General features: G+C 33.0%; 23 protein-coding genes. 11 read left to right on the top strand and 12 right to left on the bottom strand.

The features are described 5' to 3' along the window. Positions 1–67 precede the first annotated feature (67 nt). Positions 68–265, top strand: a complete 198-nt coding sequence (locus tag D1816_RS13610) for a cold-shock protein (protein WP_066317711.1) — start codon at positions 68–70, stop codon at positions 263–265. A 46-nt stretch (positions 266–311) separates the two neighbouring features. Here D1816_RS13610 and D1816_RS13615 read toward each other — a convergent pair whose 3' ends face one another. Genes D1816_RS13615 through D1816_RS13630 form a run of 4 tightly spaced genes read right to left on the bottom strand, consistent with a single transcriptional unit; the run spans position 312 to position 4,205 of the window. Then, positions 312–1,085: a hypothetical protein gene (locus D1816_RS13615; protein ID WP_118503492.1), complete on the bottom strand. Its 774-nt coding sequence runs from the start codon at positions 1,083–1,085 to the stop codon at positions 312–314. A gap of 60 nt (positions 1,086–1,145) precedes the next feature. Next, positions 1,146–1,808 carry a PolC-type DNA polymerase III gene (locus D1816_RS13620; protein ID WP_066317716.1) on the bottom strand — a complete coding sequence of 221 codons (663 nt, stop codon included), beginning with the start codon at positions 1,806–1,808 and terminating at the stop codon, positions 1,146–1,148. Between the two features lie 12 nt (positions 1,809–1,820). After that, entirely contained in the window at positions 1,821–3,740 is a 1,920-nt protein-coding gene (locus D1816_RS13625) for a DUF294 nucleotidyltransferase-like domain-containing protein (protein ID WP_118503494.1), read from the bottom strand. Positions 3,741–3,755: 15 nt separating this feature from the next. Then, the gene (locus D1816_RS13630; protein ID WP_118503496.1) at positions 3,756–4,205 is read right to left on the bottom strand and encodes a nucleoside deaminase; all 450 of its coding nucleotides are present in this window, start codon (positions 4,203–4,205) and stop codon (positions 3,756–3,758) included. Positions 4,206–4,301: 96 nt separating this feature from the next. Between D1816_RS13630 and dxs the strand changes: the two genes are divergently transcribed. Both dxs and D1816_RS13640 read left to right on the top strand, forming a co-directional pair. Beyond that, positions 4,302–6,068 (top strand): 1-deoxy-D-xylulose-5-phosphate synthase, encoded by a 1,767-nt coding sequence (gene dxs / locus D1816_RS13635; RefSeq protein ID WP_118503498.1) that lies wholly within the window; start codon positions 4,302–4,304, stop codon positions 6,066–6,068. A gap of 150 nt (positions 6,069–6,218) precedes the next feature. Next, entirely contained in the window at positions 6,219–6,674 is a 456-nt protein-coding gene (locus D1816_RS13640) for a lipocalin family protein (protein ID WP_118503500.1), read from the top strand. Positions 6,675–6,726: 52 nt separating this feature from the next. On the opposite strand, the gene D1816_RS13645 is transcribed toward D1816_RS13640, so the two are convergent. Next, positions 6,727–8,070 carry a deoxyguanosinetriphosphate triphosphohydrolase gene (locus D1816_RS13645; RefSeq protein WP_118503502.1) on the bottom strand — a complete coding sequence of 448 codons (1,344 nt, stop codon included), beginning with the start codon at positions 8,068–8,070 and terminating at the stop codon, positions 6,727–6,729. Positions 8,071–8,299: 229 nt separating this feature from the next. Here D1816_RS13645 and D1816_RS26115 point away from each other — a divergent pair, with 229 nt between their 5' ends. Next, a complete protein-coding gene (locus D1816_RS26115; protein WP_233565230.1) occupies positions 8,300–11,170 on the top strand; it encodes an FAD-dependent oxidoreductase in 2,871 nt (956 codons plus the stop codon). A gap of 79 nt (positions 11,171–11,249) precedes the next feature. On the opposite strand, the gene D1816_RS13660 is transcribed toward D1816_RS26115, so the two are convergent. From D1816_RS13660 to D1816_RS13670, 3 genes are all read right to left on the bottom strand, one after another. Then, the gene (locus D1816_RS13660; RefSeq protein ID WP_066317726.1) at positions 11,250–13,715 is read right to left on the bottom strand and encodes a ribonucleoside-diphosphate reductase subunit alpha; all 2,466 of its coding nucleotides are present in this window, start codon (positions 13,713–13,715) and stop codon (positions 11,250–11,252) included. Between the two features lie 314 nt (positions 13,716–14,029). Continuing rightward, positions 14,030–15,007, bottom strand: a complete 978-nt coding sequence (locus D1816_RS13665) for a ribonucleotide-diphosphate reductase subunit beta (protein ID WP_066317728.1) — start codon at positions 15,005–15,007, stop codon at positions 14,030–14,032. 397 nt (positions 15,008–15,404) lie between these two features. Further along, complete coding sequence (locus D1816_RS13670; RefSeq protein WP_066317730.1) at positions 15,405–15,974, bottom strand: DUF3109 family protein; 570 nt, start codon at positions 15,972–15,974, stop codon at positions 15,405–15,407. Positions 15,975–16,087: 113 nt separating this feature from the next. On the opposite strand from D1816_RS13670, the gene D1816_RS13675 reads away from it, so the two are divergent. Beyond that, positions 16,088–16,660: a MarC family protein gene (locus D1816_RS13675; RefSeq protein WP_066317732.1), complete on the top strand. Its 573-nt coding sequence runs from the start codon at positions 16,088–16,090 to the stop codon at positions 16,658–16,660. A gap of 241 nt (positions 16,661–16,901) precedes the next feature. Here the strand turns inward: D1816_RS13675 and D1816_RS13685 are convergent, their stop codons facing one another. The 4 genes from D1816_RS13685 to D1816_RS13700 all read right to left on the bottom strand — a co-directional run bounded on the left by D1816_RS13685 (position 16,902) and on the right by D1816_RS13700 (position 19,937). Next, positions 16,902–17,207, bottom strand: coding sequence for a hypothetical protein (locus tag D1816_RS13685; RefSeq protein ID WP_066317735.1), 306 nt, complete (start codon positions 17,205–17,207; stop codon positions 16,902–16,904). A gap of 43 nt (positions 17,208–17,250) precedes the next feature. Then, complete coding sequence (locus tag D1816_RS13690) at positions 17,251–18,834, bottom strand: S41 family peptidase (protein ID WP_066317742.1); 1,584 nt, start codon at positions 18,832–18,834, stop codon at positions 17,251–17,253. Then, complete coding sequence (locus D1816_RS13695) at positions 18,835–19,266, bottom strand: dCMP deaminase family protein (protein ID WP_066317744.1); 432 nt, start codon at positions 19,264–19,266, stop codon at positions 18,835–18,837. Between the two features lie 86 nt (positions 19,267–19,352). Then, positions 19,353–19,937 (bottom strand): HupE/UreJ family protein, encoded by a 585-nt coding sequence (locus tag D1816_RS13700; RefSeq protein WP_066317745.1) that lies wholly within the window; start codon positions 19,935–19,937, stop codon positions 19,353–19,355. A gap of 325 nt (positions 19,938–20,262) precedes the next feature. Here D1816_RS13700 and D1816_RS13705 point away from each other — a divergent pair, with 325 nt between their 5' ends. Genes D1816_RS13705 through D1816_RS13730 form a run of 6 tightly spaced genes read left to right on the top strand, consistent with a single transcriptional unit; the run spans position 20,263 to position 26,542 of the window. Continuing rightward, positions 20,263–20,670 carry a prepilin-type N-terminal cleavage/methylation domain-containing protein gene (locus D1816_RS13705; protein ID WP_066317747.1) on the top strand — a complete coding sequence of 136 codons (408 nt, stop codon included), beginning with the start codon at positions 20,263–20,265 and terminating at the stop codon, positions 20,668–20,670. Position 20,671: 1 nt separating this feature from the next. Next, a complete protein-coding gene (locus tag D1816_RS13710) occupies positions 20,672–21,154 on the top strand; it encodes a hypothetical protein (RefSeq protein ID WP_066317749.1) in 483 nt (160 codons plus the stop codon). Next, complete coding sequence (locus D1816_RS13715; RefSeq protein ID WP_118503505.1) at positions 21,154–22,566, top strand: GspE/PulE family protein; 1,413 nt, start codon at positions 21,154–21,156, stop codon at positions 22,564–22,566. The genes D1816_RS13710 and D1816_RS13715 overlap by 1 nt, the downstream gene beginning before the upstream one ends. Positions 22,567–22,597: 31 nt before the next feature. After that, a complete protein-coding gene (locus tag D1816_RS13720) occupies positions 22,598–24,829 on the top strand; it encodes a type II and III secretion system protein (protein WP_118503507.1) in 2,232 nt (743 codons plus the stop codon). Continuing rightward, positions 24,829–26,040 carry a hypothetical protein gene (locus D1816_RS13725; RefSeq protein WP_118503509.1) on the top strand — a complete coding sequence of 404 codons (1,212 nt, stop codon included), beginning with the start codon at positions 24,829–24,831 and terminating at the stop codon, positions 26,038–26,040. The genes D1816_RS13720 and D1816_RS13725 overlap by 1 nt, the downstream gene beginning before the upstream one ends. Further along, on the top strand, positions 26,024–26,542 hold the full coding sequence (locus tag D1816_RS13730) for a hypothetical protein (RefSeq protein ID WP_118503511.1): 519 nt from the start codon (positions 26,024–26,026) through the stop codon (positions 26,540–26,542). Before D1816_RS13725 ends, D1816_RS13730 begins: the two co-directional genes overlap by 17 nt. The last annotated feature ends 156 nt before the right edge of the window (positions 26,543–26,698 follow it).

Genomic DNA, 26,698 nt, shown 5'->3' on the forward strand with positions numbered 1-26,698 from the left:
TCCCTAACTATTCATAAAAAATTTAAAACTACCTTTAGTATTCAACTACAATATTATTTTAATTACAATGGAAGGAACAGTAAAATTTTTTAATGAATCAAAAGGCTACGGATTTATCACTAACGACCAAACAGGAAAAGACATCTTTGTACATGCATCTGGATTAAACGGAGAAGCGTTAAATGAAGGTGACAAAGTTGAGTACGAAGAAGAAGAAGGCAGAAAAGGTATTATTGCAGCGCAAGTGCGCGTAATTCATGATTAAGATAAAAAAATCTAACCTGCAAAAGCACTACATCTGTAGTGCTTTTTTATTTTTCAATATTATATTTTTCCTTAAAAGTTATACTCTTAGCAATTAAATACTCTAGCACTTTCAACTTATCATTTGATTGTAATACAACAACTGTATAAGGTTGTTCATTCACAAAATCTACAAAATCATAATATGATGTTTCTGGAATTTCTAATGCTTCTATTACGAATTCCTCTTTGTAAAAATCAGCAATTTCAAAATTTGTCTCAATATATTTTCTTTTGCCTTTAAAAGCTTTGCCTACTAGATCAACGATTCCTAATAAATTCATAGGTGTTAGATCCATCTCATCAGGAAGTACGGTATTTTTAACAGAAGATTGAGCATCATTAAATGTACCTACCCCCATTTGTTTTAACTCTGCTGCATTCCAAAAAGGTAGATTTTCTGTATACGTAGGTATCTTCTGTAGATCTTTTTCTATTTTACCAGTTAATGAATGTTGTGACACAAAAACTTCATCTAATTGATTAACAGACAACCTTAAACTTATTCTAAAATCATCAGAATCGAGATCTTTCTGGGTAACAATATGTTCTTTAACTTCATATTGCACCGAAGAAAAACTGATTATATCCCCTGGGTTTGCTTTAATCTGAAAAAAACCGGATGTATCATTAATCACACCTATTTCCTGAGTTTTATTAACAATATGTATCGCTTCTAATTTCAAAGTATCGATTACTATTCGACCTTTGAGTAAATTAGACTCTTGACCATATCCAATGCATGAGATAAACCCTATTAAAATAAAAGTAATGCTACGCATGTTACACAATTGCTTTCTACTAAAAGACATTGTGTTCTGCCTATCGTTGCAACATAATGATTATCGCAATAAACTTTTAAGTTCTATTTTTTTGTTTCGAAATAATTTAGAGACTATTTTCAAGAAGGCAATTGCAGTGATATAAGCATCACCAGAAGCCGTATGCCTATCACTTTTAGATATTTTAAGATCATTGCACAATTCGTCAAGACTATAATGCACTGGACTATTTGTATGATACACTAAATGTTTTGTTTTTTTAAACAATACAGCTGTATCTAAAATTTTATTTTTCAAAACCCCCAGTCCATTCCTTTGCAATGCTTTATTCACCATTTTTTTATCAAAATTTGCATGATGAGCTATCAAGATAGCATCCTCGATATAAGCAATAAATAATCGCAGTGCTTCTTTTTCTGAAAGTTTTAGCAAACTCCCATGTTTACGTATCCCATGAATTTCTACAGTACTCTCTTTAAAAATTTCCTGTTCTAGATATACCTCAATTTGATCAGATACCTGAATACTTTTATTTTTAATTCCTACTGCTCCAATAGATAATATTCTATCATTATCATAATCAAAACCTGTCGTTTCGGTATCAAAAGCCACAAAACGAACATCCTTAAACGTAGATTTTTTACTTTTTCTATCAAATAACTTTTCATATTCTTTCCAGAAATCAGGATACTCTTCTTTATTTTTTTTAAACCAAAATCCCATAGTAAGAAAACATCACATTAATGATTTAAGTTGAAATCGAACTCTTAAGATTTCTTGTATATCTCGTATAGGCCTGAAACATCGTTTTAGTCTCAATTTATCTTCTTTAGTCAGTGTATTTAAATCAATAAACCTTCCTGAGTCGTTATGAAGCAAACCTTGTCTGGTCCTGAACTTAATTAATACCCTAAAGGCCTTTGCACAGCTTTCAAAAATAGCGGCATTATTGGGTTCTAATTCGGCTAATTTTTCATAACGCTTTAACGTATTATTTATACTTTTCACATTATGATGTAATGTCAAAATTCGAGCAGCATCGATCAATACCATCATTGCTCTTGATTTTATATCAAAAGAATCTTTATGCTCCCCGTTCTGTTCTACTAAAAATCGATTAAAGAACCCTAATGGAGATGGTTTTTGCAAGGCACTTACTCCTAACATTCCTAAAAATCTATTACTTTTATTTACGCCATCAAAAACAACTTTAGATAATTTATCAACCATAACGGTATCACCAAAAACACACTGAAAATCAAAAAATATCGAAGACAATAATGTTCCTTCTTCTGTGGGTTTAGTCATCCAATCTTTAAATTGACTCTCCCAATTTGATACCGACATACACCACCTCGGATTACTCGCCATCATTTCTGCAGGGCAATATTCAAATCCAATAGTATGCAGCCCTTTGGTTATTTTATACGCTAATTCTAAAAAATAGTTTTGGGTTGTTTTATAGTCTTTATCATCAACATCTTCAAAAACAATTGCATTATCCTGATCTGTTAAAAGTAACTGTTCTCCTCTTCCTTGACTTCCCAGAACCAGAAAACTAAATTTTACCGGGGGAGCAGTTTTCATTTCATCCAACGCCAACTCAATAACACGAATGATTAATGCCTCATTAATCTCTGAAATAATATGCAATAAGTGGGGAGTTGGGATATCTTGATCTAAATACGTTTTCAGAAGTTTTTTTACTTGCGTACGAATGTATCTTAGCTTCTGAGTCTTCTTAACACGTTTGGCCTCTTTAATTAAAACCGAAGGATTATTTCCAAAAGAGACTAATAAATCATGTTCTGACAGGATTCCGATTAGTTTTGAATTGCGTGTTCCATCCTTTGTTATGCAAAGATGATTAACATCATGTTTAATTAATGCTATTTGTGCCTCGGCAACTGTTAGTTTTTTGGCATATGTAATTACAGGTGATGTCATTATTTCTGAAGCTAATGATCCTATAGCGTATGTTCCTGTAAGTACTTTTGCCCTCAAATCTATATCTGTAATAATTCCAACAGGATATTTATCTTCATTAACAACAACTGCATAACTTGTATTTCGAGCCGTCATTTTCTTAGCTATCACCTCGACACTATCGTCTGAAAGACAAGTAAGAGGTTTTTTTCTATACGTGATACTTCGCAACTCTGAAAGATCTTTAGCAACCTCTATTGAGATTGTATTATCTATTCGATTTCCTTTTTCCGTTTCTGTATAATAGTGACGTGCATGTGATGCAAAAGTGCTTAATACAAATTTGTTTACTTTTATATTTTGCTCGATTAACGGTTCAAAAACTTGTCCCGGAATTGCGTATACAATAGATTCTTCATCTGCTTTGGCAGACATGCGATACTTCTTTTTTATAATCATAATACGAAGACCAAATAAATCCCCTGCATCACAGATATCAACCAAATCTTCTTCGTTAGAGGTGTTTCTATAGAGTCCAACAGCTCCTTCTCTTACAATATAAAATTCATCGTGACAAAGTGTATCTTGCTTAAAAACGTGTTCTCCTTTTTCAACATACAATACTCTAATTTGACCAGATATTGCTAATAGCTCTTCTTTTTTAAGAATGTCGAATGGTGGAAATTCCTTTAAAAAATCTTGTATTCTTTCTGCGATCGTATTTTTCATAACTCCGATTATCTGTCAATTGAGATTTCTCTTTTCTATAAAAAATCGCTTTATAAGTTCGCTACATTCTTCTTTAAGTATTCCCCCAATAATTTCTGTTTTAGGATGAAGTTTGGTTCCCATAATACCACAACCTCTTTGTTCATCTATAGCTCCAAACACCACTCTTTTAATTTGACTCCAATACAGCGCTCCAGCACACATCTGGCAAGGCTCTAATGTTACATACATCGTACACTCGTTTAAATACTTACCGCCAAGAAAATTTGAAGCTGCCGTTATTGCTTGCATTTCGGCATGTGCAGTAACATCGTTTAAAAGTTCTGTCAAATTATGAGCTCTTGCAATAATTCTATCCCCCACAACAATAACAGCTCCAACAGGTACTTCATTTTTTTCATAGGCAACATTAGCTTCCTGAAGGGCTCTTTTCATATAGTATGCGTCATCAAATGGTTCTAGCATGATATCATGTTTTAAGTAAGGCAAGTAAATTAATCATTTTTATTTTCAATGAAATAAAAGTTCACAAAGAATAGTACAAAATAGTATTTTTGCTTTATGCCTGCATCATTGCTTTCAAAAATAAAACACCCATCAGATCTTAGAAAACTTTCTGATGATCAATTACCCCTATTAGCAAAAGAACTAAGAGATTTTGTGATTAATATTGTTGCCACAAAAGAAGGGCATCTAGGGGCAAGTTTAGGAGTTATTGAACTCACCATTGCATTACACTATATTTTTGACACACCGAATGATCTTTTAGTATGGGATGTGGGACATCAAGCCTATCCCCATAAAATTCTTACCGGAAGAAGAGAAACATTTCACACCAATCGCCAATTAAATGGTTTAAGTGGTTTCCCTAAACGTAGCGAAAGTGAATATGATACTTTTGGAGTAGGTCATTCTTCCACATCCATTTCGGCCATTCTTGGTATGGCAATAGCTTCTAAACTTAAAGGAGATACCAACAAGCAACATATAGCTGTTATAGGAGATGCATCTATTGCTAGTGGAATGGCTTTTGAAGGACTTAATCACGCAGGAGTAACAGACACCAATATGCTGGTCATACTTAATGATAATGCAATCGGAATTGATCCTAGCGTAGGCGCTTTAAAAGAATACCTTACTAAAGCAAAAGTTGGAGTAAAACCCAGAACCAACAACATAATAGAAGCCTTAAATTTTAATTATTTTGGACCTATTGATGGGCACGATCTTTCTTCTTTACTAAACACCCTAGAAAGATTAAAAACTATAGAAGGCCCTAAACTTTTACATATTATTACCACCAAAGGAAAAGGTTTAAAACAAGCAGAAGAAAATCAAGTAAAGTATCACGCTCCTGGTAAATTTAACGCTTCTACAGGAGATTTGATTCCAAAAGACAGTACAGATCTACCTCCTAAATTTCAGGATGTATTTGGTCATACACTCGTAGAACTTGCTCAAAAAAATGATAAAATTGTTGGAATCACTCCTGCAATGCCTACAGGAAGCTCTTTAAAATATATGATGCAAGAAATGCCTGATCGTGCTTTTGATGTAGGTATTGCCGAGCAACACGCAGTTACTCTAGCCGCAGGGATGGCGACACAAGGATTAGTTCCTTTTTGTACTATCTATTCAACATTTTTACAAAGAGCATACGATCAAGTTATTCATGATGTCGCACTACAAAACTTACCTGTTATTTTTTGTGTAGATCGAGCAGGTCTGGTTGGAGCAGATGGAGCCACCCATCACGGTGTTTTTGATATTGCATATTTAAGTTGTATCCCGAATATGATTGTAGCTGCACCTGCTAATGAAATTGAATTAAGGCACATGCTTTACACAGCATCTTTAGGACTAGAACATCCTATCGCTATTCGATATCCACGTGGGAGAGGACATATTATTGATTGGAAAGTTTCACCACAAAAATTAGAAATTGGTAAAGCAAACTGCCTAAATAAAGGAACAAAAATTGCCATTATCTCTACCGGAACCATAGCTCATAATGTTACTCAAGCTATTGAAACTATCGAAGAAAACATTGCACACTATCACTTTGGGTTTATAAAACCCTTAGATACAACGCTTTTGCAAAAAATATTACAACAATACCAAACAATTATAACGGTAGAAGACGGTGTGATAAAAGGTGGTTTTGGAAGCAGCATTATTGAATTTGCTAATCAATATAAATTTAAAAATAACATCACTTCTTTAGGGGTTCCTGATCAATTCATCCACCATGGTACAACAGATGAGCTATATGAAATTTGCGGAATTTCTATCAAAGGAATTCAAAAAGTAGTTCTCGAAAACCTTTAATTTTTCATCAGGTTTTATCGCATATTCTTCTCTATTCAGAACTGTAACAATTTCAAATAGTTAAAATAAATTTTATAGGGTAACACTTTCATGTGTTATGACACATACATGCGTACAAACAAAAATTAATAATCGTTAAATTACAATTTTATGAAAAAACTTAGCTTATTTATTCTATTGATTGCTGCTACATTTACTTCTTGTAGTGACGATGATGAATCCCCAGCAACTGGAATCGAAATTACCGAAGCAAATCTTATTGGGAACTGGAAAATTACCGCAGAAACCGAAAACGGTAATGCAGTAACACTTGATAACTGTGACTTATTTCTTACCACTCAATTATTTGTTAATGATCAAGGAGAAAATCGCGCTACATTTATTGAAGGTGTCGAAATGGAAGGCATTTGTACGCCTACCACAAGTGACGGCTATACATGGTCTTTAGTTTCAGGAAATATCCTTAAGACAGAAACTATCGATAATATTATTGCTCCAGATTTAGAAAAAATTATTGAACTAACCGCTTCCACTTTAAAATTAGAATATACCGAAACCGAAGGATCTGAAGAGATTGTTATTATCGAAACGTATACAAAATTATAAGATAGTCATCTTTTATTTACCAAAAAACCACTTGAAAACGCAGGTGGTTTTTTTATAATTGTAACCCTCGTATTTTCTGAAATTTCAATAAGGCATTTCCATCAGTAAGGCTAGCTACATAATTACTTATACTTATTAAGCGACTATATAAATTTTCATTTTTATAATCAAAATTTTGACCTTCTGCCCTTAAAATAAGTTTATCATAATTTGAGCTCTTGTTTTGATTAAAATTATCGGTAGCCACGCAATATCGATCCAGTAATGTTGCCAGAATCTCATATCCCGCAATTTCCTTTTCTGTTACTTCTTGACTTTGGTAAATTTTATCTACGCTAATTTTAATAATATCATCAATTTGGGCCTCGTATTTACTCTTATCAATCAGCGCCATATCAAATTCTCCCGATAATATCTGTTCTTCATGATCAACAAACACACTAGCTGCCTCCTGTATCAAGGTATTAATTGCCAATGCTCGCAAATAACTTAATCGATCTGCGGTAGTAGCTAATTTATTATATTTTGATGTGTTGATCGTATCTTTAACTAATTTGATTAAATACTCTAAGGCGTACTCTTCATCAATTAATCCAAGATTTATACCATCTTCAAAATCGATAATGGTATAACATATATCATCTGCTGCTTCAACCAAAAACGTTAACGGATGACGACTGTAAGTAACCTCATCTCCTATCTTATATTTTACTAAACCTACATCTTCTGCTACTTCATCAAAAAAAGATTTTTCATTCTGAAAATATCCAAATTTTTTGTGAGCGATATGTGATGTTGGCTTTTTAGGCAGTGATTCTTTTGGGTATTTCATAAAAGCACCCAAAGTGGCATAAGATAGTCTGAGTCCGCCTTCTATACCTTCTCTAGACTCTGTTAAAATTTTAAACCCATTAGCATTTCCTTCAAAATCAATTAGATCTTGATATTGTTTTTCTGTAAGTTGTTCTTTGTATCGGGTTCCGCTACCGGTTTTAAAATACTCTCCTATGGCTTTCTCTCCAGAATGTCCAAACGGTGGGTTACCTATATCATGCGCCAATGCAGCTGCAGCGACAATGGCTCCAAAATCATTAAAACGGTACCCATGAATAGTATCTAAATGAGGATGCTTTTCTAAAATCTTTTTACCCACTACTCTACCCAAAGAACGACCAACAACCGATACCTCTAAACTATGCGTTAGTCTGGTATGCACAAAACTAGTTTTGGATAACGGTATTACCTGAGTTTTATCCTGTAAACTTCTAAAAGCAGAAGAAAAAATAATCCTATCATAATCTACCTCAAAGCCCAGTCGAGTTTCATCCTGTTCTTTACGTAATCTTTTATTTGTATCTCCTTGTCGTTTTAAAGACAGAAGTTGCTCCCAATTCATCATAAATTAAAATTCTAACTATATGTCATAAAAGTAATAATGGTATCAAAGATACTATTATCACGTAATGTATGATATCATTTTATTCTTTGAATTGGTAATAAAACAAAAATCAAGGAGTAAATAAATTATCACACCAATTATTTCACTCTTAAACAGGAAATACGATGAAATATTTTTATTCAAATTTTTATGTCAAATTTGAGTATACCACATAAAATCAAACTATATGAAAACAGACTATGACATCATTATTATTGGTGGAGGAGCTATGGGTCTTTCGACTGCTGCCGAGTTAAGTACTTCAGGAAAAAAAACTCTTGTTCTCGAACAATTTGGTTTTTTTAACGATAAAGGAAGTTCTGCGGGTCTATCAAGACAGTTTAGAGTTCAATATGCACAAAAGTACATGGCACAACTTGCATTAGACTCTATCCCATATTGGGATAAATTACAAAAATCAACTAAAGATATCCTCATCGATAAAGTTGGTTCCTTATGGTTTGGTGACCCTTCAATTAGTTCTCAAGAAGGTGGTATACAAGCAGCAATAGATGTCATGAAGGAATTAAAAATTCCATTTACAGAGTTAACTGCTAAAGAGATAGAAAAAGACTTTCCTTTTAAAGATTTACCCAAAGATTATTTTGGTTTCTTTCAAGAAGATGGAGGAATTATTGATCTAGGTGCAACCTTAAGAACTTTATTTAATATCGCTAATAGTTCTAAAAATATCGAATTAAAAGAATATGAAAAAGTAACTGATATACAATCTAAAAACGATGGAATAATTACTGTTTCAACAGCCAATGAATCATTTAGTACCGAAAAACTAATTATTACTCCTGGAGCGTATATCAATGACATATTAAAACATTTTGGATTATCTGTAAATGTTGATATATGGGAAATGTCTTCTGCTTACTATAAAAAAACTGAAGATATTAAACTCCCGACGTGGTTCGTTTTTCAAGAACCGCAAAACACTAGTTTATTTTATGGGTTTCCAGAGGTAAACTGGGCCAACCCAGGTTATATTAGAGTGGCTCCAGATATTCCGGACGCCATTTTAAAAGATCCTTCACAAAGATCAGGAAAACCTAGTGAAAAAAGCTTACAGCTTAACTCAAATTGGGTAAAAGAGCATATGATTGGATTAAACGATCAGGCAGAATTTACATCTACTTGCTTAATTACACTAAACAATAACAATAAAGAACTCATGATTGACACCCTTCCTGAGTGGGTTCATAATAATAAGAATATTATAGTATATACTGGTGGTTGGGCCGCTAAATTCATACCCTTACTTGGAAAAATATTGGCCGATTTAGCTGTTACAGGCACTACCAAATTTGACATCTCTCCTTTCAAAATTCAGTGGCCAGTTGTAAGAGGTGAAATAAGCAATAGATTATTGACTACACAAAGAGAAAATCTAAAATTAGATGTAGCCATTGTAGGTGCGGGAGCTTCTGGTTTATATTCGGGGTATCGTTTGTTAAACGGTACAGATAAAAATGGCAACAAATTAAACTTGGATGTAGGAATTTTTGATCTAAGTGATCGAATTGGTGGAAGACTAGAATCTATCAAACTTCCTGGGATGAATGTTGTAGGAGAATTGGGTGGTATGCGTTATATGACAGAGCAAAAAATAGTTACTGCCTTAATCGAAGATGTATTTTCTACTCAATATGCTCTAAAGCCTATTGATTTTCCTATGGGTGATGCCAATCATCATTTATTTTATTTAAGGAAACAACGTTTTTTTGCGAATCGATTTTCTCAAGCAAAAATTACAGGAGAGCATTTTGAAACCCGATATTTTGTTGAGGATAAATTTAAAGGAAAAAGCTCTGATGATATATTTACTGAAATTATAAGTGAAGTACTTGAAGCAGACGGATATTCTTTAAAACAAATTCAAGAAAGCCCTTATGCAAGAGAAGTATGGAACGAGGTTAAACAAAAGCTAGTGTATCGATTTCCTGGTCCCTATGAAAATATGCTTGTCTATAAAATTGGCTTCTGGAATTTATTAAAAGATCGTTCTTCGCAAGAATGTTATGAATTTTTAGCTCAGGCAGGAGGATATTATTCTAATACCATAAACTGGAATGCTGCGGAGGCTTTTCCTTATATGGTTGGTGACTTTGCCAGTGATGCTGTAAAATACAAAACCATCGAAGGAGGTTACGATCAGGTTTTAACTTGCCTAGCCGATGATTTTATTCAAAAAGGAGGAAAAATACGTATTAAAAACAGGCTGAAAACTTTTAGAAAAAACCCAGACAATTCGAGTGAATACAAATACATATTAACTTTTTATAATCTCGAAAAAAAGGATACTTGGGAAGTAGAAGCAAAAGACATTATACTTGGGATGCCCAAACGTTCCTTAGAGTTATTAGACCAAGATAATTTCTTCTTTAATATAGACACACAACAGAAATTACACAACAACATGAATTCTGTAACTCCTGAACCTTCTTTTAAAATATTACTAGGGTTTGAGGATCCTTGGTGGGAAAAAGGTTTAGGCGCAAAAGCAGGTGAATCCATTACCGATTTACCTATGAGGCAATGCTATTATTTTGGTGTTGATCCTAAAAACTCACATTCTCTATTTCTAGCCAGTTATAATGATATGAGAACTGTAAGTTTCTGGCAAGCATTAGAAAAAGGAGAGAAATTCCAGACTACAGAAACAAGACTTGTACGTGCTAAAAATACAATATATCCAAATTATGAACACGCCAGTAAGGTAATGGTAGACGAAGTTATGAGTCAAGTAAAAGAATTACACGGTCCAGCTATCGAAATACCGAATCCGTATACTTCTGCTTTTAAAGATTGGACAAAAGACCCTTATGGCGGTGGTTATCACGCATGGAAAAACAATTATAAAGTATGGGAAGTAATGCCATATATGAGACATCCTTATAAAGAAGAAAGAATCTTTATTGCGGGAGAAGCCTACTCTGATCAACAAGGATGGGTTGAAGGTGCGTTTTGTGTTGCAGAACATATTATGAGAGAGAAATATGAACTAGAATGTCCTTCTTGGTTAGATCAGGATTATTATATCGGATGGTAAAAATAAGCTATTTACAGTAAACACAAAAGGGGAAGTCTCCTATGAAAACTTCCCCTTTTTCCCTATTATAAATTGGATCTTAAGATCCACACATTAAACAGTCGTCTCCTTCGCCTTCTTTTGATTGTGCTATAATTGCACGAAGTTCTTCTGGAGAAAGCGCTGTTCCTTCTACAGGAACTGGCTCTGATTTTGGTTCTGCTTTAGCAGTTGCTTGCGCTTCCATCACCTGTGCAGCAGCCACAGCTACTTTTTCAGGTTGTACATCTTCTTTCTTTTCACTTTTAAGTGTAAACTTAATAGCATCAACGGCAGATTTTGTTCTTAGGTAGTACATTCCTGTTTTCAATCCACTTTTCCAAGCATAGAAATGCATAGATGTTAATTTTGCCATCGTTGCACCTTCCATAAACAAGTTCAATGATTGAGACTGGTCAATAAAATACCCTCTATGACGTGACATATCAATAATATCTTTCATACTTAGCTCCCAAACAGTTTTATATAACTCTTTAAGATCTTGCGGAATAATGTCTATATTTTGGATAGATCCATTTGCACGCATAATAGCATCTTTAAGATCATCTGTCCATAATCCTAACTTTACTAAATCCTCTAATAAATGCTTATTAACTACTATAAATTCTCCTGATAATACACGTCTTGTATAAATATTGCTTGTGTATGGCTCAAAAGCTTCGTTATTTCCTAATATCTGAGAAGTAGATGCTGTTGGCATAGGAGCAACTAATAATGAGTTACGCACACCATTTTTAAGCACTTGCTTACGCAATTTTGCCCAATCCCAACGACCACTTAACTCCTCATCTTTTATACCCCATAAATTGTATTGAAACTCTCCTTTTGATATCGGAGATCCTTCATAACTCTGGTAAGCTCCATCTACTTTTGCTTCTTCCATAGATGCCGTTACTGCAGCAAAATAAAGTGTTTCAAAAATCTCTTGATTTAATTTTTTAGCCTCATCACTTGTAAATGGTAAACGTAATTGTATAAAAGTATCTGCTAAACCTTGTACACCTAAACCAATCGGGCGATGACGTACATTAGAGTTTTCGGCTTCTTTTACCGGGTAATAATTACGATCAATTACTTTGTTTAAGTTTTTAGTTACTCGTTTTGTAATTCTAAACAGCTCTTTATGATCAAATTCTCCATTTTTCACAAACATTGGTAATGCTATAGAGGCAAGATTACAAACTGCTACTTCATCAGGGCTTGTATATTCTAAGATCTCTGTACATAAATTAGAAGAACGAATAGTTCCTAAATTTTGTTGATTAGATTTGCGGTTTGCAGCATCTTTATACAACATATACGGTGTACCTGTCTCAATTTGTGACTCTAAGATTTTCTCCCAAAGTTCACGTGCTTTTATAGTTCTACGTCCTTTACCTTCTGATTCAAAACGTAAATACGCTTCTTCGAATTCATCACTATGGATATCAAATAAACCAGGACATTCGTTAGGACACATTAATGTCCATTCTGCATCATCTTGTACACGTTTCATGAATAAATCAGGAATCCACATTGCATAAAATAAATCACGCGCACGCATTTCTTCTTTACCATGGTTTTTCTTAAGATCTAAGAAGTCAAAAATATCTGCATGCCATGGTTCTACATATATTGCAAAGGATCCTTTTCTTTTTCCTCCTCCTTGATCAACATAACGAGCTGTATCATTATACACTCTAAGCATAGGTACAATACCGTTAGATGTACCATTAGTTCCTGCTATGTATGATCCTGTAGCACGAACATTATGAATAGATAACCCTATACCTCCTGCAGATTGAGAAATCTTAGCCGTTTGCTTTAACGTATCGTATATACCATCTATACTATCATCTTTCATTGTTAAAAGAAAACAAGATGACATTTGTGGTTTTGGTGTTCCAGCGTTAAATAGTGTAGGGGTGGCGTGTGTAAAATATTTTTTAGACATTAACTCATAGGTCTCTATAGCTGCATCCAAATCATTTGGATGAATCCCTATAGAAACTCGCATAAGCATATGTTGCGGACGTTCTGCAATCTTACCGTTTATCTTAAGTAAGTATGAACGTTCTAATGTTTTAAAACCAAAATAATCATAACCAAAATCACGATTATATATAATGGTAGAATCTAATTTCTCTTTATTCTTGATAATCACATCATATACATCATCTGCGATTAACGGTGCTTTTTTACCTGTTCGCGGATTAACATACTCATATAGATCAGTTACTACTTCTGAGAAAGTTTTCTTTGTATTCTTGTGTAAATTTGAGACTGAAATTCGAGCCGCAAGTTTGGCATAATCTGGGTGTGTTATCGTCATCGTTGCTGCTATTTCTGCTGCAAGATTATCTAACTCACTAGTTGTCACCCCATCATACAATCCTTCTATCACTCTCATCGCAACCTTTACTGGGTCAACTAATGGATTAAGCCCATAACATAATTTTCTTACCCTTGCGGTAATTTTGTCGAACATAATTGGTTCTTTACGTCCATCTCTTTTTACTACATACATACGTTTTTTGGTTTTTAAAACTTTCTTCCCTAGAAGAAAATGCAATTACTTTGTGTTGCTAATTATACAATTTGAATCCCAAAAAATCATATTTCATCTACTAGAAATAAGCTAATAAACAGAATCTTTACAATTCTAAATTAGAATAGCCCTACTACATCAAATATAATTCTCTGACTTTCGTCCCTTTTTGTTGTTGTAACTCGCTTTTAAAAAGCTGTATCAAACTGAGCTAATCTTCATAAAACAGAAGAAATGTTTGTGACTAGCTCAGAATGATTATATTATTAATGTTTGGAGGTAATTTCTAAGAACTAGAAATCGGCATCAAAACTTATTTTGTTCTCTTCGGTATCTTTGTTGAGTACTCCAGCTTTTTGATATTCTGAAACTCTTTTTTCAAAGAAATTAGTTTTTCCTTGCAAGGAAATCATATCCATAAAATCGAATGGATTTGCGGTTCCGTATTCTTTCTCACATTCTAATTCTACTAATAATCTATCTGTAACAAATTCTAGATACTGCGTCATTAATTTTGAATTCATACCTATTAAACTTGCAGGAAGTGATTCGGTAATAAACTCTCTTTCTATATTTAATGCATCTACAATAATCTCACGAATTCTTTCTTTTGGCACTTTGTTTACTAAGTGCTTATTATGCAGGTGTACTGCAAAGTCACAATGAACACCTTCGTCTCTAGATATTAACTCGTTAGAAAATGTTAAACCTGGCATTAGTCCACGTTTTTTAAGCCAAAAAATAGAACAAAATGCTCCTGAAAAGAAAATCCCTTCTACGGCAGCAAATGCTATAAGACGTTCTGCAAAAGAATCAGAATCGATCCATTTTAAAGCCCAATCTGCTTTTTTCTTAATCGCAGGGAAATTTTCAATTGCATTAAACAGTAAATCTTTTTCTTTTTCGTCTTTTACATAAGTATCTATAAGTAGTGAATACGTTTCAGAATGAATGTTTTCCATCATGATCTGAAAACCATAGAAAAATTTTGCTTCACTATACTGAACTTCATTTACAAAATTTTCTGCAAGATTTTCATTTACAATTCCATCTGATGCTGCAAAAAATGCTAAAATATGTTTGATAAAATACTTTTCATCTGCTGTAAGTTTTGTAGACCAATCTGTAAGATCCTGATGTAAATCAATTTCTTCTGCAGTCCAAAAACTAGCTTCGGATTTTTTATACCATTCCCAAATATCATGATGTTGAATCGGGAAAATCACGAATCGATCTTTGTTTTCTTGCAAAATAGGTTCTACGATGCTCATCTTAATTTTTTTTAGCTGTTTTTCTTACAATTTCTCTCTTTCCGCTATGGACTAACAAAGATCAAAAAATACCGTAAAAGTTCTACCAAAAGTTAACAAACGTTTTCAACAAAGTTTTCAACACGAAGTGAATACCATAAAAAAACATAGGCTTAACAATACATTTATAAAATACTGTCAGTCAGGTATTTACATCTATTTTAAAAAATACAATTATGCTGTGTTTTGTTTCAAAAAACTCTTATTTCTCGGCTGCTAACCGTGTTTTTTTAACAAAAAAAACAAAACCTCAAAACAAGTCAATTTACGGCAAAACCGTAACGTTAAAACTGTTGTTTTTCACTAAAAAAACATTAAAAATAAATTTTAATTAAGCTAGGAAATCTAAAAAGTGAAGTTATTTTTTTAGATTTTCGGCAACTTTTTCAAGTTCTAAATACCAATTCTCTCCGAATTTTCGGATCAAAGCGTCTTTAACAAATTTATACACGGGCACCTGTAATTCTTTCCCTAAAGTACACGCATCATCACATATTTCCCATTTGTGATAATTTACTGCTGAAAACTCGGTATATTCTTGCACGCGTATTGGATATAAATGACAGGAAACGGGTTTTTTCCAATCTACATCTCCTTGGTTATATGCTTCTTCAATTGCACATGAAGCTATACCTTTTTCATCAAAAATAACATATGCACAATCAGCCCCATTAATTAAAGGAGTTTCAAGCTCTCCATTTTCTGTCTTCACAAAGGTTCCTTGTTCTTCTATAGCAGCAATACCTTCTTCTCGCAAATACGATTTAATTACAGGATATATCTCTTCTAGCTTTTGGGTTTCAGATACTTCTAGCGGAGCTCCAGCTTCACCATCAATACAACATGCGCCCTTGCACGCAGAGAGATTACAGACAAAATCTTTCTCGATAATATCTTCAGAAATAATAGTTTTCCCTAATTGAAACATGGCGCTAAGATAATTCTTATACCAGAGAATTTTTACAATTTATTCACCTTTTTATAATACCTTTATTAAATAAAGGTTATTTACATTTACAAAAAAACTGAAACCATCGTTACATGAACTTCGACCTTAAAGAAATATTAACAGCAAGTATGATCTTATTTGCCGTTATAGATATTGTAGGAAGTATTCCTATTATTATTGATCTACGTAAAAAAGCAGGACATATTCAAAGTGAAAAAGCATCTATCGTTGCTGCCATTATTATGATTCTTTTCTTATTTGTAGGTAAAGAAATCTTAAGCCTAATAGGAATAGACGTTAATTCTTTTGCTGTTGCTGGTTCTTTTATCATTTTTTTCCTTGCCATAGAAATGATCTTAGGTATCCAATTATACAAAGACGATGCTCCAGAAACTGCAGCTGTAGTGCCATTAGCTTTTCCTTTAATTGCCGGTGCAGGTACTATGACTTCAATCTTATCCCTGAGAGCAGAATATCAACCCATTAATATTGTAATCGCAATTATCATCAATATTATCTTTGTATATGTAGTATTAAAAGCTTCTGGAAGAATAGAAAAAGTCTTAGGAAAACAAGGAATTAATGTGGTAAGAAAGATATTTGGAGTAATTTTGTTGGCGATAGCCGTTAAATTATTTGCGACTAATATTAAAGGATTATTTTAAATCTTTAAATTAAACATTTTGAAATATTTTATTTACGCTTTAATTACAATTGCGACAGTTTTATTAATTTACAATGCTACACATTTAGAAATTGACAATTTACTTATCGGTGATAGTAAAACAGCTCTTATTGGTATTTTGGCTTCTGCATGTGTTATTATATTATTGCTTATTTTATTAATGTCTCGGCGCATTCAACAAAAAAACACGAAGCGCTAATAGCTATTTAAAAGTTCTATGTTTATTTGAAAACAAAGAAACATGCGATAATTACTGGTGGAATCGATATCACCATAAGAATCATAAATAAATTATGAAGTTTTCTGAAAATTAAAGCTCTTTTTAATGATTTTCTAAGCTTTACATCTCCCGAGTTTATATGTTCTCTTATAATATCAGCAGACACATATGAGGTATCTACCAAAATATCATGTTTCAGAAAAATAGCTGCACTATTATCTAGTAGTCTAAAGGCAACTGCTATAATGAAGAAAAAAAGTGGCGAGCAAATTGCTATGGCAGTCAAATACTCAATAAATTCTTTCATACTATGGGGCTTACACCTATTTAGCCTTATAATTGGCCGGTTATTACTCTTCTTTATATATTGATAATACTTTATTAATCATTGCATCGTCTTCATTTAAAATTTTCTCAAACACATCTGTACCAAATAGCTGCTGTGCCATTGTGGCTTTTAAGTATTTCTTAAGTTGTTCTTGATAATTACTTAATCTAATATCAATCCCTATTCTTTTTGCATACGCTAAAAAGCCTTCTGCAAATTCATCATCTATAGTGATTTTTTCATCAAATTCTTCTTGAGATACGCTGTTATAAAATACTCTTTTTTTATCTAATTCTTCAAACACATAACGTCCCATTCGCCCAGTACGAAGCAGATAATTAAGTGTCTCACCAACTCTTGTTGTATCTTTACTTACAAAAAGATCAGGAATTATACCTCCACCTCCGTAAACTGTTTTTCCACCAGGTGTTTTAAATTTTAAAGAATCTGCTACTTGAATACTATCCGCACTTTGCAACTCTCCGTTCTTATATCGCTCTAAATATTCATTAAAATACTCTTTATTACCATTTTCATATGGTTTTTGTATAGATCGCCCTGTTGGCGTATAATATCTAGAAATTGTTAATCTCACGGCACTACCATCTCCTAATGCCATTTCTCTTTGCACTAATCCTTTACCATAGGATCGTCTACCTACTATAAGACCTCTGTCATTATCTTGAATTGCTCCTGCAAAAATTTCACTAGCAGAAGCTGAGTTTTCATTAAGAAGCACATAGACTTTACCTTCCTCAAAATCTCCATCACTGGTAGCAAAATTATTGTCTATTGCCCCTTTCTTATTTTTGGTAAACATAATGAGCACATCATCCTCTAAGAATTCATCTGCCATTCTTAATGCTGGTGCGATAAAGCCACCGCCATTATCTCTTAAATCTACAATCATGCTATTAGCTCCCTTATCTTTTAGAGAATCTAACGCTATTTTAAATTCTTTATATGTTGTCTCTGCAAATCTATTAATCTTTATATATCCTAGCTTATCTTCTAATAAATACGCTGCATCTACACTTTGCAAAGGCACTCTGCCTCGTTTTACTACAACATCAAAAACACCTTCTCCTTTACGATAGACTTTAAGCTGAACTTGACTATTAAGTTCTCCTTTTAATTTATTAGCCAACCCTTCTCTTTCTAGACTTTCGCCATACAAAGTATCATTATCTGCCATTAATATTCTGTCCCCAGCCTTTATACCAGATCGTTCGCTTGGACCACCTTTGATCGTATTAATAACAGAAATAGAGTCTCTAAAGGAATAGTATGTAACGCCAATCCCAATAAAATCACCTTGCATACTTTCTGTAATGCCTTCTAGTTCTTCTGGTGGAATGTATACCGAATGAGGATCTAAGTTTTCTAAAATCCTATTTACTGTTACTTCTACAATACTATCGGTATTAATATCATCTACATATTCATAATCTATATAATCGATAAGACGGTTAAGTTTTTCCTTTTTGGCATTTGAAGAAAATAGTTTTGCTGAAGGGTTATTAAAATCTAATTTACTACCCAAAAACACTCCTGCTCCAACCGCCAATCCTAAAAATAAAGGCAAGTATTTTTTCGAATATCCCATTTACTGTTCTAAATCCGTAATCTGTTCTATTTCTACTCCAGCTTTAGCAAGAAATGCTAATCCAGAGTCATCTTTATATCCTGTTTGATACACTATCCGTTTTATTCCGGCTTGATGAATCAATTTACTACACTCCTTACATGGTGATAACGTGATGTATAATGTTGCTCCTTTGCATGACTGCGTAGATGAAGCTACTTTAGAGATAGCATTAGCTTCTGCATGTAACACGTACCACTTTGTATATCCTTCTTCGTCTTCGCATGGGTTTTCAAAACCCGTTGGGGTCCCGTTAAAGCCATCCGAAATAATCATTCTATCTTTAACAATAACCGCTCCAACTTTTTTTCGTTCACAATGTGATAATTTCCCCCATTCGGCTGCTATCCTTAGATAGGCCTTATCGTACTTAAGTTGTTTCTTTTTAGGCATAAAATAGAATGACTTGTATTCTCATAACAATCAAAATACGAATATATTATTACCATGTGGCAAATACAACTCTAAAGCTCACTTAATTACCAAATTTTATTTGCAATAAGCATTGGGATCACCATTCCTATTACAACAGATGAGATAACTAAAATCCAATCTCGTTTAGAAAATCTAAAAAATGTTTGCATGATAAAACTTATAAAAATCACTATAAAAACCACAACTATTTGAGACAATTCAACCCCTAATGCAAACTCGATTAAAGGTAAAATCTTTGAGCTCACATTACTGCTTATTGCCTTAAAATAACTTGAAAAACCTAAACCGTGTATAAGACCAAAAAACAATGTTGTTGCATATAGAATTCCCATTTTTCCATTTCTGGAACCTCCCTTAGAAGACAGCACATTAAATATCGCGGTTACTAGTATTGTAACAGGAATCAAAAACTCTACTAATCGTGAATTTACAGATACAACATTGTATGTTCCAAGTATTAAAGAGATGGTGTGCCCTAAGGTAAAGATCGTAACGAGTATCAAAACCTTTTTCCACTGATCGAAGGTATAACCTACAGTAAGCACAATTAAAAATAAAATGTGGTCGTATGCATTCCAATCTAATACATGACTAAAACCTAATTTGACATAAAGCCAAAACTCTGACATATTCTAAAATTTTGAGGTTAGGCTAATGTACAAATAAAAACACGTATCAAAAGTTTAAAGAAACTATAAAACTCGTATGATCTGTCTATTTTTATAAATTATCCATAAAGAAAACCATTAATACCTTTATTTTTTGGTCTACTTGATGATTATCGTTTCTGAAGTTATCTTTTTATAAACCTTGTAAAACACTATAAATACTAATACTCTTAAAAAATCAACCATATTTAGGGTAACATTTGTCTGCCAATTGTAACTAATAGTAAATCAAAAAAGTATACTTTTGTCAACCGCTTCCTCCAAAAAATTTATTAAAACACTAGTTATGAATGCTAAGATATATAGGCTCAAAGCTTTTAATCTTCAGGAAATGTTATTGGTACTAGCAATTATAGGAATATTACTATTGATTGCGCTACCAAATTTTTTACCCTTAATTGCACAGACCAAAGCACAGGAGGCCAAAATACAGTTGAAAACCATAAGTAATATGGAGACTCAGTACAGGTATTTGAATTCTAAGTATTCTATTGATTTTACAGAAATTAATTATGAAGCCCCTGCTACAGTTAAAAATGGTGGCACTGCAAATTATAGTTATGAAATTATCGAGGCATCTGTTTCTAATTTTAAAGCTAGAGCAACCGCAGTTGTAGATTTTGATGGTGATGGGGTCTTTAATGTATGGGAAATTGACGAAAAAGGTAGCCCAAAACAAATTGTAAAAGACTAATATGCTAGTTTTAAAAGGACTTATTATATTTAATCTGGGATATATTACTTATCAGGATATCAAGAGTAGAACTGTTTATTGGTTTCTATTTCCTACTCTTATGCTTTTACTTGGATACTTACATTACTCAAACACGCAACAAATACAATTCTTAACAGCTATTGCAATTAATATTACTTTGGTTTTAGCAATACTAGCTATACTATATTTATATACTGTTTTAAAGATAAAACGTCCATTTTTTAAAGAAGTTTTCGGATTAGGTGATGGGTTGTTTTTTCTAGCTATTGCATTAGCTTTTCCTACGATTTCTTTTATTATCCTATTTGTATCTGCTCTTATTTTTTCATTAGTAACTTGGTTAGTTTTAAAAAATAAGGCATTACATAAAACAATACCACTCGCTGGATATATGTCGGCTTTTTTATTGTTTATTTTCATAGGAAATTGGACAACTAATTCTATTAATTTATACCTGATTTGATGAGTAACGATACCTTTAAAATACCTGTTACTCTAAAACAACTGATCACCTCAAATCAGGCTTTTCATTATAGAGCCGTTCCTATTAGTCATGATGGTGAGACTATTCATTTTAAAACAGATTCAGAACATATAGAGAGCTTACAACAAGAACTTTCAATCATTCTAAATCAGAAAATTGTTTTAATTCCTGAAACTCAAGATAATCTACAGTCTTATTTAACCTTAAATTACCGCAAGGCTAATGCTACTCAAGAAAAATTACACTACGAAGATAATTTTCTTCAAAAATTAATTGCCACGGCAAAAGATTTTGGCAGTAGTGATATTCATATGGAGCCCTATGAAAAATTCTGCAGGGTTCGATTTCGCTTAGATGGAAAACTAAAAGAGCAATATACCATTGCTAAAAAAGAATTCCCACAACTAGTCAATCAAATTAAAATACAATCGGGTTTAGATATCTCTCAAAAAAGATTAGCTCAAGATGGCCGTATTACCTTTAAAGCAGGGTCTCAGGAATTTGACATTCGAGTATCTACAATGCCAACTCTTTATGGAGAAAAGATAGTATTAAGATTACTTAATAGAGATACGCAACAAGTACAGTTAGACGATCTCGGTTTTACTAAAGCCGAATTAGCATTGTACAGAGAGGCTGTAAAAAACCCTCAAGGAATTATCTTAATATCTGGTCCTACAGGTTCTGGTAAGACCACTACTTTATACGCCACTCTTAAAGAGTTAAACAAAGAAGTTTCTAACATACTTACGATTGAGGACCCTATAGAATATACTTTAGAAGGTGTTAATCAAGTACAATTGCGTGAGGATATCGACTTTGATTTTCCTGCAGCACTTAGAGCATTTTTACGCCAGGATCCAGATGTTATCATGGTTGGTGAAATCAGAGATGACAAAACCGCTAATATGGCTATAAAAGCAGCTTTGACTGGACATTTAGTACTATCAACGATACATACTAACTCTGCTTGGGCAACAATTTCAAGATTGATTGACATGAATGTTCCTTCATTTCTTTTGGCCAGCACTCTAACCATGAGTATAGCACAACGTTTGGTAAGAAAATTATGCCCGCATTGCAAAAAAGAAAAAAATGTGGAAACAAAAGATTTTCCTATAGGATTTGAGATTCCTGAAACTTTACAAAAACACTTTGTAGCAGTGGGCTGCAATCAATGCTATCAAACTGGGTATTTAGGCAGAAAAGCCATTTATGAAATACTACCCATTACTAAAGAACTAGAAAAAACAATACGACATAACGAATTACAAATTGATGATTACCTAATAGAAAACAATATTAACACCTTAAAAACTAATGCAATCCGTCTTGTTATGGAAGGGCACACCTCTGCCGAAGAGGTGTATGCATTATTAGGAAGTAATTGATCCATTTGATTTTAGAAAATTAGCATATCACATGAAAAAACATATAATTCTCATATATTTCATTTTAGGTTTTGGAGTCTTCTCTTTTGCGCAGGAAGATTTTCAAAGTCAGACCCAAAATAACACCAGAATAACTACCATTCAAAACAAATTACAGTTATTAAGTGTTGACATCCCTGGTTTATCTGAAAAAGTAAATATTAATATCTCGAATACAAGTCTGCTTAATTTTTTAAGAGCTATTTCTCAAGTTCATAAAATCAACATAAATATTGCAGAAGAATTAAACAGCATTACTGTTATTAATGGATTTAACGAGGTAAATGTCCAGGATTTATTGGTATTTCTAGCAAAAGAGTATCAATTAGATATCGATTTTACAGGCAATATATTGTCAATAAAAAAGTACACCCCTCCTACTGTAACTCCGGCTGAAAAAGAGATTATAGCGACATACGATGTCTCTTTAGAGACCTTATCAACTGATTTTAATAACGATCCGTTACCCAAAGTTTTCAGAAAAATAACTGAAATTTCAGGTAAAAACTTACTGTACGCACCAGAATTAAACACAAAGACAATTACGCTCTATTTAAGTGATGTCCCCGTAGATGTGGCTCTGCAAAAATTAGCAGAATCCAACAATTTAGATTTTAATAAAACACGAGATGGGTTTTATGAATTCGAGTCCATACCAAATAATGGTCAAAATGGAACTGGTAGGCCTAGAAGAACTAGAAATAACTTTCACTACCAAGTTGTTGACACCATCAATAGAGTATTATCTGTTGATCTTAAAAACACACCAATTGCCGATGTAGTATACAATATTACCGAAGATTTAAATCTAAATGTTTTCACTGCTTCTCCTTTAGAAAATGCAGGCACAGTTACTGTAAAAGCAGATGCAATCAGTTTTGACGACCTTTTAGTTAAGATTTTTGAAAGTGGTTCGGGCAGCAATACAACTAGTACTAGTTCGCAATCAAACAATACTAATACGAACAACAATAATCAACAACGAGGTTTTCAAAACAACGTTTCTTCTAACAATAACACTAGTAATGCAACAAATTTCACCTTCAAAAAAGAAGGTAATGTATACTATTTCGGAACTGAGAATCAATTATCTGTTAAAAAAATTGATTTAGTCCAGATGATGCATCGTTCTATTGCAATGCTTGGTGATGCCAATCCATCTACATCCTACGGAAATAGTTTTGGCAACAATAGCAATAACTTTGTTACTGGTGGAACTAGTTTCTTTGGAAACCAAGGAAACAACGGGTTAAACCAAAACAATAACTCCTCTAGAAATAGAGTAAATACAGGTTTTTCAAGAAATACTTCCTCTTCTTCACAAAACACAGAAGCAGGCTCTATTTCTGACATATTCCCTGCTTCTATTACAGAAGGTTTAGATATTAAAATTGATACAGAACTAAACAGTTTTGTAGTAAGTGGATCTGGAGCAAGAGTCGAAAAGTTTAAAAAATTCGTAAAGTACATTGACAAACCTGTTCCGTTAATCTTAATAGAAGTAATGATTCTGGAGGTTAATCGTACTGCTACTGTTGAAACAGGAATAGAATTTGGTTTAGGCGAAGAACCCAGAACAGATCAAGGAGTTGCTTTTCCTAACGGAAATATAACTTTAGGTGCACAGACCATAAATCGTATTATCGGTGGATTTGACGGTTTTGGATCACTAAATTTAGGCAATGTAGTTCCTAATTTCTATCTCGATATTAAAGCAATGGAAACCAATGGTAATGTCAAAATATTATCTACCCCAAAACTAAGTACACTTAATGGTCATAAAGCCTATTTATCTAGTGGCCAAACTACATATTATGCGGTAACTAGTCAAAATATTTTTGGGTCGCAAAATCCACAAACTTCAGAAATTGTAAACTACCAACCTATAGATGCAGAATTAGCGTTAGAATTCAAACCTTTTGTATCTGGAGATGGACAAATTACATTAGACATACAAGTGATACAATCTAATTTTAGTGGTGAACGAATCGCAGAAAATGCACCGCCAGACATTAACAGCAGACGCTTTTCGTCTATCATGCGCATGCAAGCCAATGACGTGGCAATTCTAGGAGGTATCGAACAAAAAGTTAAAAATGATTCTGGATCTGGAGTACCTTTACTTGCTCGTATCCCAATTATTAAGTGGTTATTTAGTAAAAGAACCCGAGAAGATTCTAAAAGAAGATTAAACGTAATCATAAAACCCACTGTGTTTTACTAATGTTACAAAAAATTGCATCATATAATCCTGTTAGAAAAAACCTTCTTGCCATAGAACATTCTCAGAGAGATGGCAATTACCATATTCTCGGTCTAGAATTAGCACTTAAAAAAGGCGAACTCGATATCGTTAACCGTTTTATTGTAACTAGTATAGGTCAATTATCTAGTACTATAAAAAATTTAGGCAAAGCGAGTTTGGCAATAACAGATACTCAAATTCTAACCAAAGAATTATCGAGTGTTGGAACAGATAATGAGATTTTATCAGAAGCTTTTCCTAACTTAAACCTTGATGATTTTTATTATCAAATCCTAAAGACCAGTACAAAATCATTTGTAGCTGTTTGCAGAAAACAACATATCGATAGTATTATACAACAATACCAAAAAGCCAAAATAGAAATCACCGAAATATCCTTGGGTAATTTAAAAATGGCAGCATTATCCTCGCATATCGATAGTGATGAAATTTCAAGCAATTCGGCAATAATTAAAGTCGACAATGGCGAAATTTCAGCCATGCTCCCTAAGGGAAATACTACTGAAAATATATACACTATAGAGGGACTTACATTAGATTACACCTATACCCTTCCGTTAGCGATAGCTTTAAATTATTTTTTGCATCAGATCAATACTACTGGTTCTATTGAAATAAAAAATCAAAGCATAGCAAATGAATATAAAGAATCACAATTTTTTAAAAAAACCTTGCAATTTGGAATTGGATTTTTATTGATCAGTTTGTTAATCAACTTTTTTGTTTTTAATACTAAATACAAAAAGTGGCAAGAGTTACAAGGTGAAATTCAGGTTTATACTACACAAAACGAAAGTATCAAAAATCAACAAGAATCGGTTGATACCAAAGAAGCTATTGTAAAAAGCATATTAAATACAGGGTTCTCTAAAAGTTCGTTATATATCGATCAAATTATTAAATCACAACCCACAACGGTTATACTAAACTCGTTTGTTTATCAACCTATATCCAAAACTATACGCAGTGACAAACCTATTGCCATTACTAAAAATATGATTTCGGTTGCCGGTAATTCGATCGACAAAGCGGACTTTACCACATGGATAAACACCATAGAAAGTTTAGATTTTGTAGATACAGTAACCATCATTAAATATGGTATTGATAAAAAAAATATATCAAGTTTTGAAATAATGATTAATCTGATTCATGACACAGCGAAATAAAAATATTCTTCTAATTGCCGGATTATTACTGGTATTATTTTTTGCGTACCACTTTGGTTTTGCCAAAACATTTTCTGTGAGCGAAGAAGTAAGTAAACTTGAAAGTCAAAAACAAGCGTATCAATCTGCTCCCGCTCAATTAGCAGCACTTGCCAATAAAGAAAAACAGTTAAATGAGATTTTACAAAAAAACAATGTAGAAGGCAGTTCTTTACAGAATAACATTCTTAAAACGCTTAATTCACTATCTACCGATTCTGGATTTTCGATTATTGCTTTTGAAGAACCTCATATTTTTAGGGATGAGACATCTCAAAAAATGACCACAACCTATAATTTTACATTGCAAGGAGATTACAAATCATTGATTAATGTTGTTTATGCTCTTGAGCAAAAATATAGCTTCGGAAATGTGGTACAAGTGAATTTTGAAAAGAAGAAAAACTTTAGAACAAGAAAGACATATTTACAGTGTACTATCCTATTGCAACGACTCAATTAATAAATTAGCAACAATCCTAAGTTTAAACTGTAAAAAAATCTCAATTTTTATACATTTGCACCCTTATATTCCTACCTCCCCCGGAATGAATACAACAATAATTTAATTACTAAAAAAGTGATGCTTCACAATAGCTTCGTTAAAACACTTACAATT

It is taken from the genome of Aquimarina sp. AD10 (assembly GCF_003443715.1).
Taxonomy (GTDB): Bacteria; Bacteroidota; Bacteroidia; order Flavobacteriales; family Flavobacteriaceae; genus Aquimarina; species Aquimarina aggregata.

Excerpts from the sequence above, each read along its gene's own strand:
- D1816_RS13660 (WP_066317726.1), bottom strand. The coding sequence starts at position 13,715 with ATGTATGTAGTAAAAAGAGATGGACGTAAAGAACCAATTATGTTCGAC.
- D1816_RS13615 (WP_118503492.1), bottom strand. The coding sequence starts at position 1,085 with ATGCGTAGCATTACTTTTATTTTAATAGGGTTTATCTCATGCATTGGA.
- D1816_RS13705 (WP_066317747.1), top strand. The coding sequence starts at position 20,263 with ATGAATGCTAAGATATATAGGCTCAAAGCTTTTAATCTTCAGGAAATG.
- D1816_RS13625 (WP_118503494.1), bottom strand. The coding sequence starts at position 3,740 with ATGAAAAATACGATCGCAGAAAGAATACAAGATTTTTTAAAGGAATTT.
- D1816_RS13645 (WP_118503502.1), bottom strand. The coding sequence starts at position 8,070 with ATGAATTGGGAGCAACTTCTGTCTTTAAAACGACAAGGAGATACAAAT.
- D1816_RS13720 (WP_118503507.1), top strand. The coding sequence starts at position 22,598 with ATGAAAAAACATATAATTCTCATATATTTCATTTTAGGTTTTGGAGTC.
- D1816_RS13640 (WP_118503500.1), top strand. The coding sequence starts at position 6,219 with ATGAAAAAACTTAGCTTATTTATTCTATTGATTGCTGCTACATTTACT.
- D1816_RS13730 (WP_118503511.1), top strand. The coding sequence starts at position 26,024 with ATGACACAGCGAAATAAAAATATTCTTCTAATTGCCGGATTATTACTG.
- D1816_RS13725 (WP_118503509.1), top strand. The coding sequence starts at position 24,829 with ATGTTACAAAAAATTGCATCATATAATCCTGTTAGAAAAAACCTTCTT.
- D1816_RS13695 (WP_066317744.1), bottom strand. The coding sequence starts at position 19,266 with ATGCCTAAAAAGAAACAACTTAAGTACGATAAGGCCTATCTAAGGATA.
- D1816_RS13685 (WP_066317735.1), bottom strand. The coding sequence starts at position 17,207 with ATGAAAGAATTTATTGAGTATTTGACTGCCATAGCAATTTGCTCGCCA.
- D1816_RS13620 (WP_066317716.1), bottom strand. The coding sequence starts at position 1,808 with ATGGGATTTTGGTTTAAAAAAAATAAAGAAGAGTATCCTGATTTCTGG.
- D1816_RS13610 (WP_066317711.1), top strand. The coding sequence starts at position 68 with ATGGAAGGAACAGTAAAATTTTTTAATGAATCAAAAGGCTACGGATTT.
- D1816_RS26115 (WP_233565230.1), top strand. The coding sequence starts at position 8,300 with ATGAAAACAGACTATGACATCATTATTATTGGTGGAGGAGCTATGGGT.
- D1816_RS13700 (WP_066317745.1), bottom strand. The coding sequence starts at position 19,937 with ATGTCAGAGTTTTGGCTTTATGTCAAATTAGGTTTTAGTCATGTATTA.
- D1816_RS13665 (WP_066317728.1), bottom strand. The coding sequence starts at position 15,007 with ATGAGCATCGTAGAACCTATTTTGCAAGAAAACAAAGATCGATTCGTG.
- dxs (WP_118503498.1), top strand. The coding sequence starts at position 4,302 with ATGCCTGCATCATTGCTTTCAAAAATAAAACACCCATCAGATCTTAGA.
- D1816_RS13690 (WP_066317742.1), bottom strand. The coding sequence starts at position 18,834 with ATGGGATATTCGAAAAAATACTTGCCTTTATTTTTAGGATTGGCGGTT.
- D1816_RS13670 (WP_066317730.1), bottom strand. The coding sequence starts at position 15,974 with ATGTTTCAATTAGGGAAAACTATTATTTCTGAAGATATTATCGAGAAA.
- D1816_RS13710 (WP_066317749.1), top strand. The coding sequence starts at position 20,672 with ATGCTAGTTTTAAAAGGACTTATTATATTTAATCTGGGATATATTACT.
- D1816_RS13675 (WP_066317732.1), top strand. The coding sequence starts at position 16,088 with ATGAACTTCGACCTTAAAGAAATATTAACAGCAAGTATGATCTTATTT.
- D1816_RS13630 (WP_118503496.1), bottom strand. The coding sequence starts at position 4,205 with ATGCTAGAACCATTTGATGACGCATACTATATGAAAAGAGCCCTTCAG.
- D1816_RS13715 (WP_118503505.1), top strand. The coding sequence starts at position 21,154 with ATGAGTAACGATACCTTTAAAATACCTGTTACTCTAAAACAACTGATC.